Here is a 16,363-nt window from a genome sequence, read left to right on the forward strand (position 1 = left end):
GAAGGGGGTGCGCCACCGGGTGATCCCGTGACACACCCCCTTCGACTCAACGGATGCCCGCAGGCACCTGTGTCAGCGGACTCAGCCCGCGTTGACCGCCGAGAGCAGCTCCAGCAGCTCCTCCTCGGAGGAGGCCCGCTTGAGCTTGGCGACCTCGGCCTCGTCGGAGAAGAGCTCCGCGATCTTGGAGAGGATCTCGAGGTGCTCGTCGCCGACCCCGGCGATGCCGATCACGAAGGTGACCGTCTCCCCGGACCAGTCCACGCCGCCGTCGTAGCGGGTCACCGACAGGGCCGAGGCCAGAATCGCTGACTTCGCGTCGTTGGTGCCGTGCGGGATGGCCAGCTCGTTGCCCATGTAGGTGGAGACCGTGGCCTCGCGCTCCTTCATGGCCGAGAGGTACTCACCGGTCACCGCGCCGGCCGCGCCGAGGATCTCGGCGGCTTCGGTGAGCGCCTCGTCCTGGCTGGCGGAACCGGAGTGGATCCGGACCTGTGAGCGGGTGAGGATCTGTGCCTCGCTGCGCACCCGGGTGTCCGTGGCGACGCCCCAGGCGGAGGACTCGCGTGATTCCGTGGTGTCATCGGCGCCGGCCACCGAACCGGAGCCCGAGGCGTTGGCCTCACTCTCGCGAATCAGCGTGACGACGTCGTCGTACTCCGGTGCGTTCATGAAGCTGTCCACGGAGACATGCACCGCCTGGGGCTCCTTGGCCCGTGCCCGATCGGTGAGCTGCTGCTGGGTGATGACCAGGTCAGCGTTGCCGGGCAGCGAGGCGACGGCCTTGTTGGTGACCGTGACGCCCTCGATGCCGGCGCCGCTGATCTTCTTGCGCAGCACCGAGGCGCCCATGGCGGAGGAGCCCATGCCGGCGTCGCAGGCGAAGATCACGTTGGTGATCTTCTGTGCCGGGACCTGGGTCGCAGCGGAGAGGTTCGCCAGATGCGAGGAGGACTTGCCCTTATTGGCCTCGGTCTTGGCCACCGCGGCGGAGAAGCTGTCCACCTCCATCTCGAGGTCGCGCTTGCGACTGGCGAGCAGGATCGCCGCAGCGACGGCGAAGGTGACACCCGCGGAGAGGATCACCGAGAGGGTGACACCCACGTAGGAGCCCGGGGCGGTCAGCAGCATCACGGAGATGATCGAGCCTGGTGCCGCAGCTGACTGCAGACCGGAGTCGAAGACCATGTTGGTGCCCACGCCGGTGGCGCCGCCGGCGACGACTGCCAGCAGCAGCGCCGGCTTCATCAGCACATAGGGGAAGTAGACCTCGTGGATGCCGCCGACGAACTGGATGAGCAGAGCGCCAGGGGCGGTAGCGCGTGCGACGCCGGTGCCAAAGATGGTGAAAGCGAGCAGCACCCCGAAGCCGGGGCCGGGGTTGGCCTCGAGCAGGAAGAGGATCGACTTGCCGTTCTCGGCCGCGTCCGCGACGCCCAGCGGGGTCAGCACTCCGTGGTTGATGGCGTTGTTGAGGAAGAAGACCTTCGCCGGTTCGATGATGATAGAGGTCAGCGGCAGCAGGTTCGTCTCGATCAGCCAGCGCACACCGTTGCCCATGACCTCCATGAGAGCGTTGATCACCGGCGCGACCCAGTAGAAGCCGGCGATGGCCAGCAACAGACCGCCCAGCCCCGCGGAGAACATGTTCACCAGCATCTCGAAGCCGGACTTGATCTTGTTCTCCCACAGCCCATCCAACGCCTTGATCGCATAAGCACCGAGCGGGCCCATGATCATGGCGCCGATGAACATATGCACCGGGTTGAGTGTGTCGGCACCCTCGGGAAGCGCGGCATTGAACTCGGCGACTAGCCAGTCGGAGCCGGCGATGACGCCCATGGTGGCGATCGCGCCGACCACGGCGCCGCGGCCCTCATAGACCATTCGGCCACCCTGCATCGCGATCAGCAGCGGCAGCAGGTAGTGGATCATCGGGTCCACGATCGAGGCGAGTGCCTCGTTCGGCAGGAATCCGACCTCGATGAACAGTGCGGTGATGACGCCCCAGGCGATCAGGGCTGGAATGTTGGGCATGATCATGCCCGATAGGAATGAGCCGAATCGCTGGACGGCCACACGTGCGCCGCCCCGATCCTTCGTCTCAGCTGACACCGTTGTCATGACGGAGCCTCTTTCTTATGGTGACGCCCCTTGTGGTGCGTCCAAGGTGGTGGACCCTCTGCTGAGAGACCAGTTAGGAGTGATTCAGCGGGTGGTTCAGGACTTCTGCGCCGCCCCCTGCGCGGCTTCCCGGGCCTGCGCCGCCGTGGCGGCGGTCAGCGCGGCGGCCGCGATGGAGCGTGCCTGCTCCAAGGTGTGCAGCTTCAGCTCGGCGCGCACCTCGGCGAGCGCGGCCGGGGACATCGACAGCGTGTTCACGCCGAGCCCGACCAGGACGACGGCGAGCAGCGGATCCGCGGCGGCCTCGCCACAGACTCCGACCGGCTTCTCCGAGGCGATGCCCGCCGCGCCGACTGTACGGATGAGCCGCAGCACCGCGGGGTGCCAGGGATCCTGCAGGGACGCCACGGAACCAAGCAGCCGGTCGGCCGCCATCGTGTACTGGGTCAGGTCGTTGGTGCCGATCGAGGCGAAGTCGGTGCGCGAGAGCAGCTCATCGGCCATCAGTGCGATGGAGGGAACCTCCACCATGACCCCTGCGGTGGCCAGACCGTGCTCCTTGGCCAGGGCGGTGAACGCCTCGGCCTCCTCCACGGTGGAGACCATCGGAGCCATCACCCAGACATCGGCCTCGGTGTTCTCCTGGGCCTGGGCCAGGGCCGTGAGCTGGTCGCGAAGGATCTGCTCATTGGCCATCAGTGCGCGCAGTCCGCGCAGTCCCAGTGCCGGGTTCTCCTCGTGTGCGTCGTTGAGGAAGCTCAGCGGCTTGTCAGCACCGGCGTCGAGGGCTCGGACCACGACCTTCTGGCCTGGGAAGGCCTCGAGCACCGACTGGTAGGCCTCGCGCTGCTCCTGCACCGAGGGCGCCTCGTCGGCGCTGAGGAACAGGAACTCGGTCCGGAAGAGCCCCACGCCTTCGGCACCGAGCGCCACGGCCTTCTCGGTGCTCTTGGCGGAACCGAGGTTCGCCAGCAGCGGCACCGCGGTGCCGTCTGCCAGGGCGCCGGGGGTGATCGGTGCCGTGGCCTGTGCGGCGTGTGCCGCGCGGCGGGCCTGGGCCTCGTCGAGCTGCTCCTGGCTGGGATCGGTGATCACGGTGCCGGCTCCGGCGTCGACGATCACCTGCTGGCCCTCGGTGAGGCTCTCGGCCTCGGCGACACCGACGATGGCGGTGATGGACTTCTCGCGCGCCAGGATCGCGGTGTGCGAGGTGGGACCGCCCTGGATGGTCACCAGGGCCTGGACCTGGTCCAGGTTCAGCAGCGCGGTGTCTGCCGGGGCCAGATCCTCGGCCACCAGGATGAACGGGTGGCCGGGGTCTGGCACGCCGGGGGCGGGGAGCCCGCGCAGGCTGGCGATCACCCTCTGGGAGACGTCGGAGAGGTCTGAGGCGCGCTCGCCGAGGTAGCCGCCGAGCTCCTCGAGCGTGGCGCGAAACTCAGCGAAGGCCTCATGCACGGCGTATTCGCCGGTCTTGCCCGCCTGCAGCCGAGTCGCGACCGCGTCATGCAGGGTGGGGTCCTGGGCCATCATGGCCTGGGCCTCAAGCACGTCGCGTGCCATGCCGCCAGCGGTGCGACCGCGGGCTTCCAGCTCGGCAGCCACCTCGGCGACCGCCCCCTGCACACGCTGCGTCTCAGCCTCGGCGCTCAGCGCGGAGGCTTCGTCGGCAGGTGCTGGCGGAGGAGGGGACATCCGGGCCACAGGCCCCGCAGCGATGCCCCTTCCCACGCCGATCCCGGAGAGCTCCGGCATCAGGAGGCCTCGTCGTGGTCGGTGGTGAGGAACGTCTCCAGGCTGTCCAGGGTCTGCTCCTCGTTCTCACCCTCGGCGGTGAGCAGCACCTGGTCATCGCGCTCCACGCCCAGCGAGAGCACCCCGAGGATGCTGGCCGCGTTCACGGACTTCTCGCCCTTGGCGATCGTCACCTGGGCGCCGGAGGCCTGGGCGGCCTCGACGAACAGCTTGGCCGGACGGGCGTGCAGTCCCTGCGAGGAGGCGACGGTGACAGTGCGAGTGGAGCTCATGAGAGTCCCTTTCGGGTTGATGCGGCGGCAGCCGCGTCGGGCATGGGGAAGACCTCGAGGATCAGCGCCAGGGCGCTGGTGCCCTCGAGGTCGGTGTAGATGTCTTCAGGAAGGAGCCTCACCACGGTGCCTGCCGGCGCGGTGAGTCCTCGGATGTCCTGAAGCGAGTCCGCGAGGTGCGGGCCGAGCAGGATCAGATCCGCGGAGTCGAGATCATGGAGCAGGGAGGCCTGATTTCCGGCGCGCACCGCGTAGGGGACGCCGCAGCGGCGCATCGCCAGCTTCAGGCGCTGTGCCACGAAGGTGCTGGACGCGCCAGCACCGCAGACCACCAGGATCTCCATTGATCGCACTCTCCTTCCTCCTCGATTGTGCAGTGATTCAGGGCACACTGCACCGGCCTGGGGCCGAGAGTTCTTTCCGCTGGGGAGGAAAAACGGGTGCCTCGAGAGGGCCGCCCGGTAAGGTTTGAGCGTGGACCGGATGAGCAAGCGCCAGGAGCAGCTGATCAATGTGCTCCTGCGTGAGCCCGGGTGGATCACCGCCGGTTCTCTCGCTGACCTGCTCGGGGTCACCCCGCGCAGCGTCCGGTCCTATATCGCGCAGCTCAATGCACGCGTCCCCGCCGGCGCACCTGCGGCGGATCCGCAGACGACTCCGATCGAATCCGGGCCCGCGGGATACCGAGCGGACCGGGCCGCGCTGGCGGCGCTGCGCAGCGACTCCGGCCGCGCCTCGACCCGGGACCGGCTCCACGGCCTGGTGCGCGAGCTGCTCGAGGCGCAGAACGGGGTCGATCTGCGCCGCGCTGCCGAACGGCTCTATGTCTCGGTGGCCACGCTGGAAGCAGATCTGGTGCGGGTGCGCGAGCTCCTCGCCGGAACCGGCAACACCGTCCAACGCTCAGGCTCGCGTGCGCTGCTCATCGGCGATGAGCTGGCCCAGCGTCGGCTGGTCTCGAAGCTCGCCCACGAGGAGATGGAGCACGGTTCCTTCGACGGGGAGGGCCTGCGCCGCGCGGCGGGGCTGGGCTCGTTGGAGGCGGAGGCCTTTGGTCCGTTCAAGCGGGAGCTGGCGACGCAGCTGGCCGAGCAGGGCTACTACGTCAACGAGTTCGCCTCCACGGACGTGGTCCTGCATGTGGCGATCGCCGCGGATCGGGTCAGTCACGGACACCCCTTGGCGGGCACCCACCTCGAGCCCAGCGCCCAGCAGGAGCGGCTGGCCGGCGTCGTCGGCAGGCTGGCCTCGGCGCATTTCGGAGTGAGTCTGGGGCAGGGCGACCTGCAGCATCTGGCCTCGCTGGTGCTGACCCGGGTGGTCGCCTCCGACGGCAGCGCCGGCACCGAGGTGCCGCTGGACGCCGAGGTGGAACGGGCGGTGATCCGCGCCGTGGGCCACGCCGCGGAGGAGTATCTGGTGGACATCGCTCACGAGGACTTCATCCGCCGGCTGAGCCTGCACGTGCAGAACCTGGTCCACCGGGCACGCGAGCAGGCGTTCTCCCGCAATCCGCTGACCAAGTCGCTGAAGTCCAGCTATCCGATGATCTTCCAGGTGGCGGTCTCCATCGCCAGCGACGTCTCGGAGCAGCTCGACGTGCTGATCCGCGAGGATGAGATCGCCTATATCGCCATGCATGTGGGCGGCCGGCTGGAGCGCAGCCGCCGCACCGAGGCGGCGCTGACCGCGACCATCGTGTGTCCTGGCTACTACGAGCTGCATGACCTGCTGCGCTCCCGGCTCGATGAATCCCTCGGTCCGGGCATCGAGGTCACCGCGGTGGAGACCCGGACCGATCCTGACTGGGCCGGAATGGACACCGATCTGGTGCTGACCACGATCGAGCCGCCGATGCCCGATGAGCGCACGGTGCAGCTGGCCCCGTTCATCACCGACGCGGACATCCAACGCATCGCTGCGGTGGCTTCGAAGCGGCGTCGCGCCCGGCGGCTCACCCGGCTGCGCGGAGAGCTTGAGCGCTATTTCAGTCCCGAGGCCTTCATCCGCCCGCTGAAGGCCAGAGATGAAGTGGACGCGATCCGCCAGCTCAGCGCGCCGCTGCTCGTGCAGGGCATCATCGATGAGGACTATGTGCTTGGCACCATCGAGCGCGAACGCCTCTCCTCCACGGCCTTCACCGAATCGCTCGCGGTCCCGCACGCGCTGACCATGACCGCTCGGCGCACCGCGCTCTCCATCGGGATCGCCGAGGGCTCGATCCGCTGGGGCGAAGGACGGATCCAGGTGGTCGCCCTGGCGGCGTTCTCCGAGTCCGAGCGCGAGGCGTTCCAGACCGTCTTCGAACAGCTCGTCGAGGTGCTCAGCGAACGCGAGTCGCTGCAGCGGATCCTGCGCCGCGGCACCGACTTCGGCGGATTCCTCGACGAGCTGGTCGCCGTCATCGACGGCTGATCCTGCCCGGCTGGCCCGGGGCCGGACACAGAACTGCCCCGTCCCTGACTCATGAGTCGGCGACGGGGCAGCTGGAGCCGTCTGACTACTTGGCGGCCTCGGTGTAGAGCGACTTCTTCGAGGTCTCCGGGGCCAGGATCAGCGCGATCAGCGTCAGCACGCCCAGGCCGGCCAGGTAGAGCCCGACCGCTCCGACGCCGAAGGCCTGGACGAGCCAGGCCGCCACGAAGGGGGTCAGCGCCGCGCCCAGGATGGAGGCGGCGTTATAGGCCACGCCCGATCCGGTGTAGCGGGTGTTCGTGGGGAACAGCTCCGGCAGCACCGCGGACATCGGTCCGAAGGTGAGCCCCATCAGGGTCATGCCGACGGCGAGGAAGGCCAGCATCTGCCAGACGTTGAGGTCCTCCCCCGTGCCCATGGAGTCTGCGGAGAGCCAGTAGCGGAAGCTCAGTCCGAAGGCCATGATCGCCAGGGTGACCACGATCAGCATCGGGCGGCGGCCGAAGCGGTCGGCCAGTCGGCCGGCCACCGGGACGAAGATCGCGAAGAAGGTGATCGCGATGATCTGCAGCACCAGGAAGTCCTGGTACCCGTAGCTCAGCCCGCCGACCTCGGCGCTGCCGATGGCGTAGGAGAGCACCCAGGTGGTCATCAGGTAGAACAGTCCGTAGGTGGCCAGCATGATGAAGGTGCCCAGGATGATCTCCCACCAGTTGCGCCGGAAGACCTCCCCGATGGGGGCCTTGACCCGCTCGTTGCTGGCCATGGCCTTGGCGAAGACCGGGGTCTCCTCGATCCGGAGCCGGACATAGAGTCCGACGGCGACCATGATCACCGAGAGCAGGAACGGCAGGCGCCAGCCCCAGACCAGGAACGGGTCGTTGAGGTCGCGTGCCGTGGAGTCGTAGGCGAACAGGGTGGCCAGCAGCAGGAAGAGCCCGTTGGCGAGCATGAAGCCGAAGGGGGCACCCAGCTGTGGCCACATGGCCGCCTGCGCTCGCTTGCCCGGCCGGGCGGTCTCGGAGGCCAGCAGCGCGGCACCGGACCATTCGCCGCCCAGGCCGAGGCCCTGGCAGAAACGCAGGATGGTCAGCATCGCCGGCGCCCAGAGCCCGACCTGGTGATAGGTGGGCAGCGCGCCGATCAGGAAGGTGGCGATGCCCATGGTCAGCAGCGCACCCACCAGGGTGGCCTTGCGCCCGATCTTGTCCCCATAGTGGCCGAAGATGATGGCACCCAGCGGCCGGGCCACGAAGGCCGCACCAAAGGTGGCCATCGAGGCCAGCAGCGCGGAACCCTCATCGCCGTAGAAGAAGAGCAGCGGGAAGATCGACACGGCCGCGGTGGCGTAGATATAGAAGTCGTAGAACTCGATCGTGGTCCCGATCAGCGAGGCCATGATGATCCGGCGGCGCGGGACTGTCAGGTTCTCATCCGCCACGCCGTCGACTTTTCGTTTCGAGGCGCCGGGCGCTGAGGGGTCAACAGAGGTAGACATTGCTGGGCATCTCCACAGAAGGGTTGATGGTGAGCGGCGCCGAGTGCGGCGCAGACCAGAAATGATAGGTCGGGGCCAGGAGCGTGCTGTACCCGGGTCACGGCAGTCTCAGCAGTTGAGACTTCAGGGACATCTCCCGGGGCCCGACCTACAACGAAGAGCGGTGCGAATTCACCGATTCGCCCGCAGCTTCCTCAGTAAATCTAGAGTTCGGTATTGCAAAGGACGCACCACCGTGAAGGCACCTCAGGCGCTGGTCGAACCGTGGATTTGGGCGAAGGTAAATTGTAGTTTCGGGGACTCCAGGCCGCGCCTGAAGAGCGTAGCTGCCAACCAAGTTGTGCGGCAGAAGTAGGTGAACCTTCAGGGTGCGCGGCCATCGAAGCGATCTTAGAAAGCTCCAAGCGCCTAAGCTGTACCAAATATTCATGAGCAAGGTAGTGATCGGCGCCATTCCTGTCGCGCTACCACAATGCGCATTCGACTAGGAGGCTTACATGTCCGGCACCGAAGCGCATGGAATCGTTCTGACAGACGAATTTAGAACGGCGCTTTCACTGCTTGAGCAGGGTGAAAGTATTTTCCTCACCGGAAAGGCCGGCACGGGCAAATCAACGTTGATCCGAGAGTTTCTCTCTCTAACTGCACGGACAGCGATAGTCGCCGCACCAACCGGAATCGCCGCACTGAATGTCAACGGATACACGATTCACCGTTTATTTTCGTTCTGGCCTGGTGTGACTGTCGAGCACGTCCGTTCAGATGCCTACTACCCGAAAAGGTTCGGACGAGTCCTTTCGAAGATCGACACACTGGTTATTGATGAGGCATCGATGGTCCGTGCCGACCTTTTCGATTGCCTGACGACTGCGCTTGAGCGCTTCGGCCCACGTCCAGGGGAACGTTTCGGTGGCGTCCAGGTAGTGCTTGTGGGCGACCTATTTCAGCTACCTCCAGTAGTAGTGGAAGCGGAGGAGCATTACTTCTCTGAGGTCTACGACTCGCCCTTCTTCTTCTCTGCTCGGAGCTACGAAGAGCATCGGTTCCCGGTTGTAGAGCTGACCACGGTCTTCAGACAAGTCGGCGATACACAGTTGGTCGACATACTTAATTCCGTCCGGAACGGATCTCTCGGCGACTACGAGCGGCAGGTGCTCAATCAAAGAGTGAATCCCTCGTTCGACCCACCGCTTGACGAATACTGGCTGACTCTCACCACTACGAATCGGATCGCGACTGCTCGGAACAAGGCAATGCTTGATCAGATCAGAGCGGAGACGTCGACCAGTTACGCCGTGATCACCGGCGAGCTGGATGGGTTCGACATTCCCACTGACGAGACGCTTGAGTTCAAGGTCGGGACCCAGGTAATGCTTCTGACCAATGATGGCGCAGATCGTTGGGTCAACGGCAGCATCGGCAAGATCGTGGAAGTCTTCGATGACACGGATGACCCCTCCATCTCTGTTCAACTAAACGACGGAAACACGGTTCGTGTGGAGCGACATGTCTGGGAAGTCACTCGACCTGTCGTAAACGGAAGTCGCCTCCAGCACGAGGTGGTGGGCTCGTTTACTCAGCTGCCCTTTCGACTTGCCTGGGCCATCACGATCCACAAGAGCCAGGGACAGACTCTAGACCAATGCCGTGTGGACCTATCGGGCGGCATCTTCGCTGACGGACAACTGTATGTAGCACTAAGCCGATGCACCTCTCTGAACGGACTCGTCCTGGCCCGAGCCGTGGAACCTAAACACCTTCGGGTCAATCAACGGATCCGTCGGTTCCTCGATACGGGCGGTCGATTGACGGGATCAAAAGGAGGAGCGTATCTAGGCGTGTCCCTCGTAGGAGATGTCGGTCGACAGTGGAAGCCCAGGATCGTAGAGCTTGCCGTCGTGACCGATGACGGACAAGAAGCCACGACCCTGGTGGCCCCGGGCCGTGATGTGGGAGATTCTCAGCAACGGTACGGAATCACGGCAACAGATGTGCATCTGGCTCCAACTCTGCATGAGGCTTGGAACGCGCTTTCTCCGCTGCTGGAAGGCAGGACTCCGGTTGGCGTCCGTATCGATGAGACCCTCGAGTACATCGACTTCGAACTTAAGCGCGGCGGGCTGGTCACCCACATCCCCGTGGGAGATGACGTCGCAGAGCTGATTTCCGAAGCAGCCGGCGCCAATTTCGAGTCGCTTCCGGCCATCGAGAAGGCGAGATCTGTTCGAGAGTTGGCCCTCGAAAATGGGGTCGCTTCCTCCTCAGATGTGTTCACCCCAGCGAAGCACACACCCGGTTTTCTCAAGGGTCGCGATCGAAGTTCTACCGGCATCGACTTCAGAGTCCGGTGTTCTCCTTCCGAGAACCCAGTGCAAGTTCTCGCCGAGCTCCTCAGCGAGCGGCCCCACCTGGCACACAGCGGCGTGCCCGACAGTGTCGAGATCCTCCGACAGCTTCAGGACGAGTCTGGCGTTGTCCTTGCGGCTGGTCTACACGAGGACGCACCCGACATTCGAATCGCGGACGTGTTGCAGCCAGGGGTACGGGTTTGCTTCACGGGTTCGGCCACGGATCGTGAGGGGAGGAAGATCCCCCGCGATGATCTAGAGGCGCAAGCTTCCTCAAGGGGCTTGGAAGCAGTAGATACCGTCACGAAAACCCGCTGCGACGTACTCGTAGTTGCCGAACGAGGAACCCAATCGGGCAAAGCGCGGCAAGCAGGTAAATTCGGGAAGCCGATCTTCACGGTTGACGAGTTCATCGACTGGCTCGAGGGAAACGTCGTCCCCCGTGAGAGACCAGCCGAAGGCAAGGCACAATTCACTATCGAACGGATATCAACCACAGAGGCGGAACCAAAGGACATCGCTCAGGTCCTCACCGGGGCTAGCGATCGCGTCGCCAACGAACGCCACTCCCCCGAACGAGACCGCATCACCGAATCCGAAGGAAGACCAGGAGCGCCGAACTCATTCAAGCAGGACGCAGTAGAGACGTATGAGGCACTTACGGCGAACGTCCAGAGACGTGAGCCTTTCGCCGTGGCTTACACAGATTCGAACCTAGATGAACTCCTCAGCCCAGGTTCAATAATCGCGTTCTCGGGAATCATCACCTCTCCCCGAACCGGACAGAGACTCACGCGCCCGGAGTTGGCAGGGCTCGTAGAACCAAGGGGACTCGTCGTAGATACTGCAGTAACCAAGGCAAGGACGAGCGTCCTCATTCACGTCGGTGCCAACCCTGACTCGGTCCAGGTGAGGGCAGCGGTCAAGTACGGAAAACCCATCGTTCCAGTGGGCGCCTTCTTCGCTTGGCTGGACCTCGCTGAACCGGCTTCGCACCCTCAGGGAGCTGACTGGAAGTCGGGCTCAGACCAGGGTGAAGCACCCCTTGCGCCTCGGTCTTCGGCGCCGCAAGTCCCGACAGACTCCCAGTTGATCGACTCCACCTCTTCGTTGCCAACATCTACCCATGACCACAGGCACCTGACGCCAAGCAGTAGGAACTTCGACGAGGCGGCGCGGACTGAACCTTGTGAGTCGGACGACTCTTCTGCCCCGAAACCGCACCGGCCTGCTCCGCGGTTCCATCTGAAGATGCTTGGACTTCTGCTCGCTCTCCTGGTTGCTCTGCCGTTCGTAGGTGCACTTATCGCCATCTCAGTTCCAGCGGTTGACACCGTGATGGCGGTGCTAGTATTCGCGTCCTTTCTGGCAGGGGCGCTTCTCATTCCCATATGGATAGTTATAGCTATCAGACGCTTGCGAAGAAGTCGTCGATAGTGAATGCAGGGTCAATCGACCGCAGCACGGGAAGGAACCCGTCCTCGTAGGGCGGGGTAGGTAGGCCGGCGGTCTGACTCCGACTACCCTCACAGGGGCATAGCTGCGTCCGAAGGGCAACAGCAACTTCGTTGACTTGTGATGCCTCGATCAACGCCAGTCAGCCGCGGCGAAAAGGAAATCCTAGCTCTGTCGAGTCTTGGTCGCCCACGGAGGCTCAGTAATACACCGCCAGCGGCCCGCGAGGACCCTCGATCACCGTGACCTCGGTGTCGAAGACCCGGGTCAGCACCGCATCCTGCATGATCTCCGCCGGTGTTCCGTGCTCGATGACCACGCCGTCCTTCATCGCCAGGATCTTGTCCGAGTAGCGGGCGGCGAAGTTGATGTCATGCAGCACGATCACCACGGTGCGGCCCAGCTCGTCGGCGGCGCGGCGCAGCTGCTGCATCATCTGCACCGCGTGCTGCATGTCCAAGTTGTTCAGCGGCTCATCGAGCAGCACATAGTCGGTGTCCTGGGCCAGCACCATGGCCACATAGGCCCGCTGACGCTGACCACCCGAGAGCTGATCCAGGTAGCGGCCCTCCAGCGCGGTGAGGTCCAGGAAATCGATGGCCTCGGAGATGTGCCGCTCGTCCTGGAGGGTGAGCCGGCCCCGGGAGTGTGGGAACCGGCCGAAGCCCACCAGCTGACGCACCGTGAGCCGGGTGACGAAGTGGTTCTCCTGGCGCAGGATGGAGAGAATCTTCGCGATGGTCTTCGAGGGCGAGCTCACAACGTCATGCCCGGCCACCTCGATCCGCCCGGAGTCCACATCGAGCAGCCGCCCGATCATGGTCAGGATGGTGGACTTTCCGGCACCGTTGGGACCCACCAGGGCGGTGATGCCGCCGGCGGCGATGTCCACGCTGACCGGGCCGATGGCCACGGTGTCGCTGGCCCCTTCTGTGCCGTAGTTCTTGGCGACCTCGGTGAGGCTGATCACAGGCGACCCTTTCGCATCAGGACTATCAGGAAGACGATTCCGCCGAGGAGCTCGATGATCAGGGTCACCGCGCCCTGGGCGTAGAAGATGTTGCGCATGATGAAGTACGCCCCGGTCAGGACGGCGTACCCGATGAGTATGGCCATCGGGAACAGCATCCGGTGCGAGTAGGTGTCGGCGAACTGGTAGGCCAGGGTCGCGACCAGGAAGCCCAGGAAGGTCATCGGGCCGACCAGGGAGGTGCTCATCGCCATCAGCACCGAGACCAGCGCCAGGATGATCAGCACTTCGCGCCTGTGGTGGACCCCGAGGTTGTTCGCGTTGTCACGTCCCAGCGCGACCACGTTGAGCCGTCGCGCCCGCCACCACAGCACCCCTGCGGCCACCAGCGCGATCGGGATCGCGTAGGGCAGGTACTCCCCGCGGGCGTTGCCGATATTGCCGAAGAGCCGCGCGGTGAGCACGTCGAACTCGCTGGGGGTCAGCACCCGCTGCATGAAGGTCGACAGCGAGCCCAGTCCCCCGCCGATCACCACACCCACCAGCAGCATGATGTGGATGTTGGAGAACTTCCCGCTGAGCAGCCAGGAGTAGAGGATCGTCGCGAAGAGCACCATCGCCCCGGCCTGCATCAGGAACTGCGGCAGCCCGGTGACCAGGGTGACCCCGGCGATGCCGAAGAAGAACACCGCACCGGTCTGGATCGCCACATACAGCGATTCGAATCCCATGATCGAGGGCGTGAGGATCCGGTTGTTGGTCGCGGTCTGGAACGACACCGTGGCCATCGCCTGGCAGAAGACGACGACGCCGATCACCAGCACGGTCTCTGCGCGCATCTTGGCGATCAGCCAGTACCCCTCGGAGCCCAACGGCATCGGGTTCTCGTAGCTGAGGATCCCCGCGGTGAAGAGCACCGAGAGACCGGCGAGCAGCGCCATGATGCCCCAGTAGCGCAGGCCGTGGCGCGTGGTGGTGATTGCCCCGGAGCGCCGGCCGTCCCGGTGCCGCGACCTGGGTGCCGCTGACCCGGCACCTCCGGCCGGGTCAGATGTGGCGCGGTGTTCGCGGTCGAGCTGCGTGGTCATGCGGGAAGCCCCCCTTTCTTGCGCTGCCGCAGCAGCAGTCCGACGAACACCACAGCGCCGACCAGGCCCAGCACCAGTCCGACAGGAATCTCGAACGGTGCGCGGATGGTGCGACCGATCAGGTCGCAGACGGTCACGGTCGCGATCCCGAGCAGCGCGACCCATGGCAGGTTGCTGCGCAGGTCATCGCCGCGGAAGAGTGAGACGATATTGGGCACCACGAGCCCCAGGAAAGGCAGCGTGCCGACCACTGTGGCGGTGACCCCGGTGGCCACCGCGACCATTGCGGTGCCCATGAAGAGCACGGCGGTGTAGTTCAGGCCCACGTTGGTGGCCATGTCCTTGCCGAGTCCGGCGACCGTGAACTGGTCGGCGGTGACGAACACCAGGATGCTCACCCCCAGCACCAGGAACATCAGCTCGTAGCGCCCCTCGACCACTCGGGTGAAGGAGCCCGCGAACCAGATGCCCAGGGTCTGCAGGTGGTCGGTCATCAGCGCGATATAGGTCGTGAAGGAGCTGACCACGGCGCCGAGCATGATCCCGATGATCGGCACGATCAGCGAGGACTTCAGGGTGACCCGTTGCAGGAAGAGGAAGAAGATGACGGTGCCGATGAAGGCCATCGTCACGGCCCCGCCCATCCGGGCGAGCATCGAGGCTCCGGGGAATAGCCAGAGCACCAGTATCAGCCCCAGTCCCGCCCACTCGGTGGTGCCGGTGGTGGTGGGCTCCACGAAGCGGTTCTGCGTGAGCAGCTGCATGATCAGCCCGCACATGGCCATCGAGGCGCCGGCCAGCACCAGTGCGATGGTGCGCGGGACCCGGGTGATGCCGAACATCCAGAACCCGTCTGCGGAGAAGACGTCGTACTGCCCGGTGGTCAGCGAGAGCACCAGCAGCCCTGAGGTGATCAGCGCGGCGATCAGCAGCGCCGGGGTGAGGAGTCGCTGTCGGCGAGTCTCGCGGGGGCCATGTGCGTCCGGAGTCGCGAGGTCCTCCCGACTCGGCGCCGCAGAGGGAGTGTCGGGCATCGAAGGGGCTTTCTATGATGAGCCGGAACTATGCAGTGGTCTGCATACTCCGCCCGCGGCGGGCCTGAATAGGTGATACAGGTATTTCGTATTGGAGACGGTCCCGCGCAGGTTGTCCAGGCCTGCGCGGGACCGTCGATCGACCATCATTCACCGACTGGCAAGAGAGTGAACTGCGGTCATTCCGCGGCTTCGAGTGCGTCTGCGAAGTCGCGGAAGAATTCGGTGTAGGCCTGGATGTCTTCGGTGAGGTAGAAGTTCTCCGGCAGGTACACGATCTGGTCGTTCTCCACGGCGGAGACGTTGGCCAGTGCGGCTGACTCCTCGACGATCTCGGCCGCGGGGCTGTACTCCTCCCCCTCGTCCAGGGAGAGCCGGGCATCGCGGTCCAGCACGAGCATCCAGTCTGGGTTCGCGGTGGCGATGGCCTCCACAGAGATGTCATCGCCGTGGGACTCGTTCTCACCCTCCTGCTCCAGGGCGGGAGTGAGGTCGAAGGTGTCGAAGACCGGACCGATGGCACGACCCTCAGGTCCTGGTGCCACGTAGCTCATGTCACCGCCGGAGGTGAGCAGCCCCATCACCGTGGACTCGCCGTCGTAGGCGTCCTGGACCCGCGCCATCTCGGCTTCGAGCTCTTCTACGAGCTCCGTGGCGACACCCTCCTCGCCGAAGACCTCGCCGAGCGATTCAGTCTTCCGAATCAGCTCTTCGACCAGGTCAGCGTCCTCCTGTGGCTCGAATTCCAGAACGGTGGCCTCGGGCGCAAGACCGCTGAGGTCCTGGTAGTACTGCTGGAAGCGCTGCCCGTTGATGATCAGATCGGGCTCCGCCGCGACCACATTCTCCAGGTCCGGCTCACGGTGATTGCCCAGGTCCAGGATGGACTCATCCTGGGCCCAGTCATGGGTCTGCGCGTCCATCAGGCTGCGCGCGGCGGCAGTGGGCTCGACGCCGAAAGCCTCCAAGGTCCGGTAGGACCTGTTGTCGGTGACGACGACGCTCTGGGGATCGGTGGAGACCTCGTGGGTGCCGTGGTCATCCTCGATGGTGACCGTGGCAGCGGCTTCACCCTCCGCCTCACCCTCGGCATCCTCCGCATCGGCCGCTTCCGCTTCGGTGGCCCCGGCCTCGGGCTCCTCAGCCTCGGCCTGCGAGCCGCAGGCCCCCAGGGCGAAGATCGCGATGAGACCCAGAGAGAGCGCACCCACGGTTCGGGAACGCGACGTCGGCGCCGCGCTGCGCGCCATGGGCTCAGGTGCTGCGGCCCCGACAGCGGGGCTCTTGGGCACAGTGCTCTCGGAGGCGGTGCCCTCGGGTGCGAAGTCTTCAGTGGGCATGGCCCTGCCTTTCACGGTGATTGCTCCGGGTACCCCGGAAGGAGATGTGGACTTAGTGTCCCCT

General features: G+C 65.1%; 11 protein-coding genes. 2 read left to right on the forward strand and 9 right to left on the reverse strand.

Translation table 11 applies throughout. The features are described from left to right. Window positions 1–81: 81 nt before the first annotated feature. From I2487_RS00455 to I2487_RS00470, 4 genes are all read right to left on the reverse strand, one after another. Entirely contained in the window at window positions 82–2,124 is a 2,043-nt protein-coding gene (locus I2487_RS00455) for a PTS mannitol transporter subunit IICBA (protein WP_207169843.1), read from the reverse strand. A 96-nt stretch (window positions 2,125–2,220) separates the two neighbouring features. Further along, window positions 2,221–3,879: a phosphoenolpyruvate--protein phosphotransferase gene (ptsP, locus tag I2487_RS00460; RefSeq protein ID WP_207169844.1), complete on the reverse strand. Its 1,659-nt coding sequence runs from the start codon at window positions 3,877–3,879 to the stop codon at window positions 2,221–2,223. Beyond that, window positions 3,879–4,151: an HPr family phosphocarrier protein gene (locus I2487_RS00465; RefSeq protein ID WP_207169845.1), complete on the reverse strand. Its 273-nt coding sequence runs from the start codon at window positions 4,149–4,151 to the stop codon at window positions 3,879–3,881. The genes ptsP and I2487_RS00465 overlap by 1 nt, the downstream gene beginning before the upstream one ends. Then, complete coding sequence (locus I2487_RS00470) at window positions 4,148–4,495, reverse strand: PTS sugar transporter subunit IIB (protein WP_207169846.1); 348 nt, start codon at window positions 4,493–4,495, stop codon at window positions 4,148–4,150. Before I2487_RS00470 ends, I2487_RS00465 begins: the two co-directional genes overlap by 4 nt. Before the next feature lie 139 nt (window positions 4,496–4,634). On the opposite strand from I2487_RS00470, the gene I2487_RS00475 reads away from it, so the two are divergent. After that, window positions 4,635–6,566 carry a BglG family transcription antiterminator gene (locus I2487_RS00475; RefSeq protein WP_207169847.1) on the forward strand — a complete coding sequence of 644 codons (1,932 nt, stop codon included), beginning with the start codon at window positions 4,635–4,637 and terminating at the stop codon, window positions 6,564–6,566. An 85-nt stretch (window positions 6,567–6,651) separates the two neighbouring features. On the opposite strand, the gene I2487_RS00480 is transcribed toward I2487_RS00475, so the two are convergent. Beyond that, entirely contained in the window at window positions 6,652–8,064 is a 1,413-nt protein-coding gene (locus tag I2487_RS00480; protein ID WP_207169848.1) for an MFS transporter, read from the reverse strand. A gap of 497 nt (window positions 8,065–8,561) precedes the next feature. Here I2487_RS00480 and I2487_RS00485 point away from each other — a divergent pair, with 497 nt between their 5' ends. Next, the gene (locus I2487_RS00485) at window positions 8,562–11,849 is read left to right on the forward strand and encodes an AAA family ATPase (RefSeq protein WP_207169849.1); all 3,288 of its coding nucleotides are present in this window, start codon (window positions 8,562–8,564) and stop codon (window positions 11,847–11,849) included. A gap of 217 nt (window positions 11,850–12,066) precedes the next feature. Here I2487_RS00485 and I2487_RS00490 read toward each other — a convergent pair whose 3' ends face one another. From I2487_RS00490 to I2487_RS00505, 4 genes are all read right to left on the reverse strand, one after another. After that, on the reverse strand, window positions 12,067–12,837 hold the full coding sequence (locus I2487_RS00490) for an ATP-binding cassette domain-containing protein (protein WP_207169850.1): 771 nt from the start codon (window positions 12,835–12,837) through the stop codon (window positions 12,067–12,069). After that, a complete protein-coding gene (locus tag I2487_RS00495; protein ID WP_207169851.1) occupies window positions 12,834–13,925 on the reverse strand; it encodes an iron chelate uptake ABC transporter family permease subunit in 1,092 nt (363 codons plus the stop codon). The genes I2487_RS00490 and I2487_RS00495 overlap by 4 nt, the downstream gene beginning before the upstream one ends. Then, window positions 13,922–14,959, reverse strand: a complete 1,038-nt coding sequence (locus I2487_RS00500; protein ID WP_207169852.1) for an ABC transporter permease — start codon at window positions 14,957–14,959, stop codon at window positions 13,922–13,924. The genes I2487_RS00495 and I2487_RS00500 overlap by 4 nt, the downstream gene beginning before the upstream one ends. Before the next feature lie 179 nt (window positions 14,960–15,138). Next, on the reverse strand, window positions 15,139–16,299 hold the full coding sequence (locus I2487_RS00505) for a siderophore ABC transporter substrate-binding protein (protein WP_255545809.1): 1,161 nt from the start codon (window positions 16,297–16,299) through the stop codon (window positions 15,139–15,141). Window positions 16,300–16,363: the final 64 nt, after the last annotated feature.

It is taken from the genome of Nesterenkonia sp. E16_10 (genome assembly GCF_017347085.1).
Taxonomy (GTDB): Bacteria; Actinomycetota; Actinomycetes; order Actinomycetales; family Micrococcaceae; genus Nesterenkonia.

Coding starts and splice junctions, on each gene's coding strand:
- I2487_RS00455 (WP_207169843.1), bottom strand. CDS start 2,124: ATGACAACGGTGTCAGCTGAGACGAAGGATCGGGGCGGCGCACGTGTG.
- ptsP (WP_207169844.1), bottom strand. CDS start 3,879: ATGCCGGAGCTCTCCGGGATCGGCGTGGGAAGGGGCATCGCTGCGGGG.
- I2487_RS00465 (WP_207169845.1), bottom strand. CDS start 4,151: ATGAGCTCCACTCGCACTGTCACCGTCGCCTCCTCGCAGGGACTGCAC.
- I2487_RS00470 (WP_207169846.1), bottom strand. CDS start 4,495: ATGGAGATCCTGGTGGTCTGCGGTGCTGGCGCGTCCAGCACCTTCGTG.
- I2487_RS00475 (WP_207169847.1), top strand. CDS start 4,635: ATGAGCAAGCGCCAGGAGCAGCTGATCAATGTGCTCCTGCGTGAGCCC.
- I2487_RS00480 (WP_207169848.1), bottom strand. CDS start 8,064: ATGTCTACCTCTGTTGACCCCTCAGCGCCCGGCGCCTCGAAACGAAAA.
- I2487_RS00485 (WP_207169849.1), top strand. CDS start 8,562: ATGTCCGGCACCGAAGCGCATGGAATCGTTCTGACAGACGAATTTAGA.
- I2487_RS00495 (WP_207169851.1), bottom strand. CDS start 13,925: ATGACCACGCAGCTCGACCGCGAACACCGCGCCACATCTGACCCGGCC.
- I2487_RS00500 (WP_207169852.1), bottom strand. CDS start 14,959: ATGCCCGACACTCCCTCTGCGGCGCCGAGTCGGGAGGACCTCGCGACT.
- I2487_RS00505 (WP_255545809.1), bottom strand. CDS start 16,299: ATGCCCACTGAAGACTTCGCACCCGAGGGCACCGCCTCCGAGAGCACT.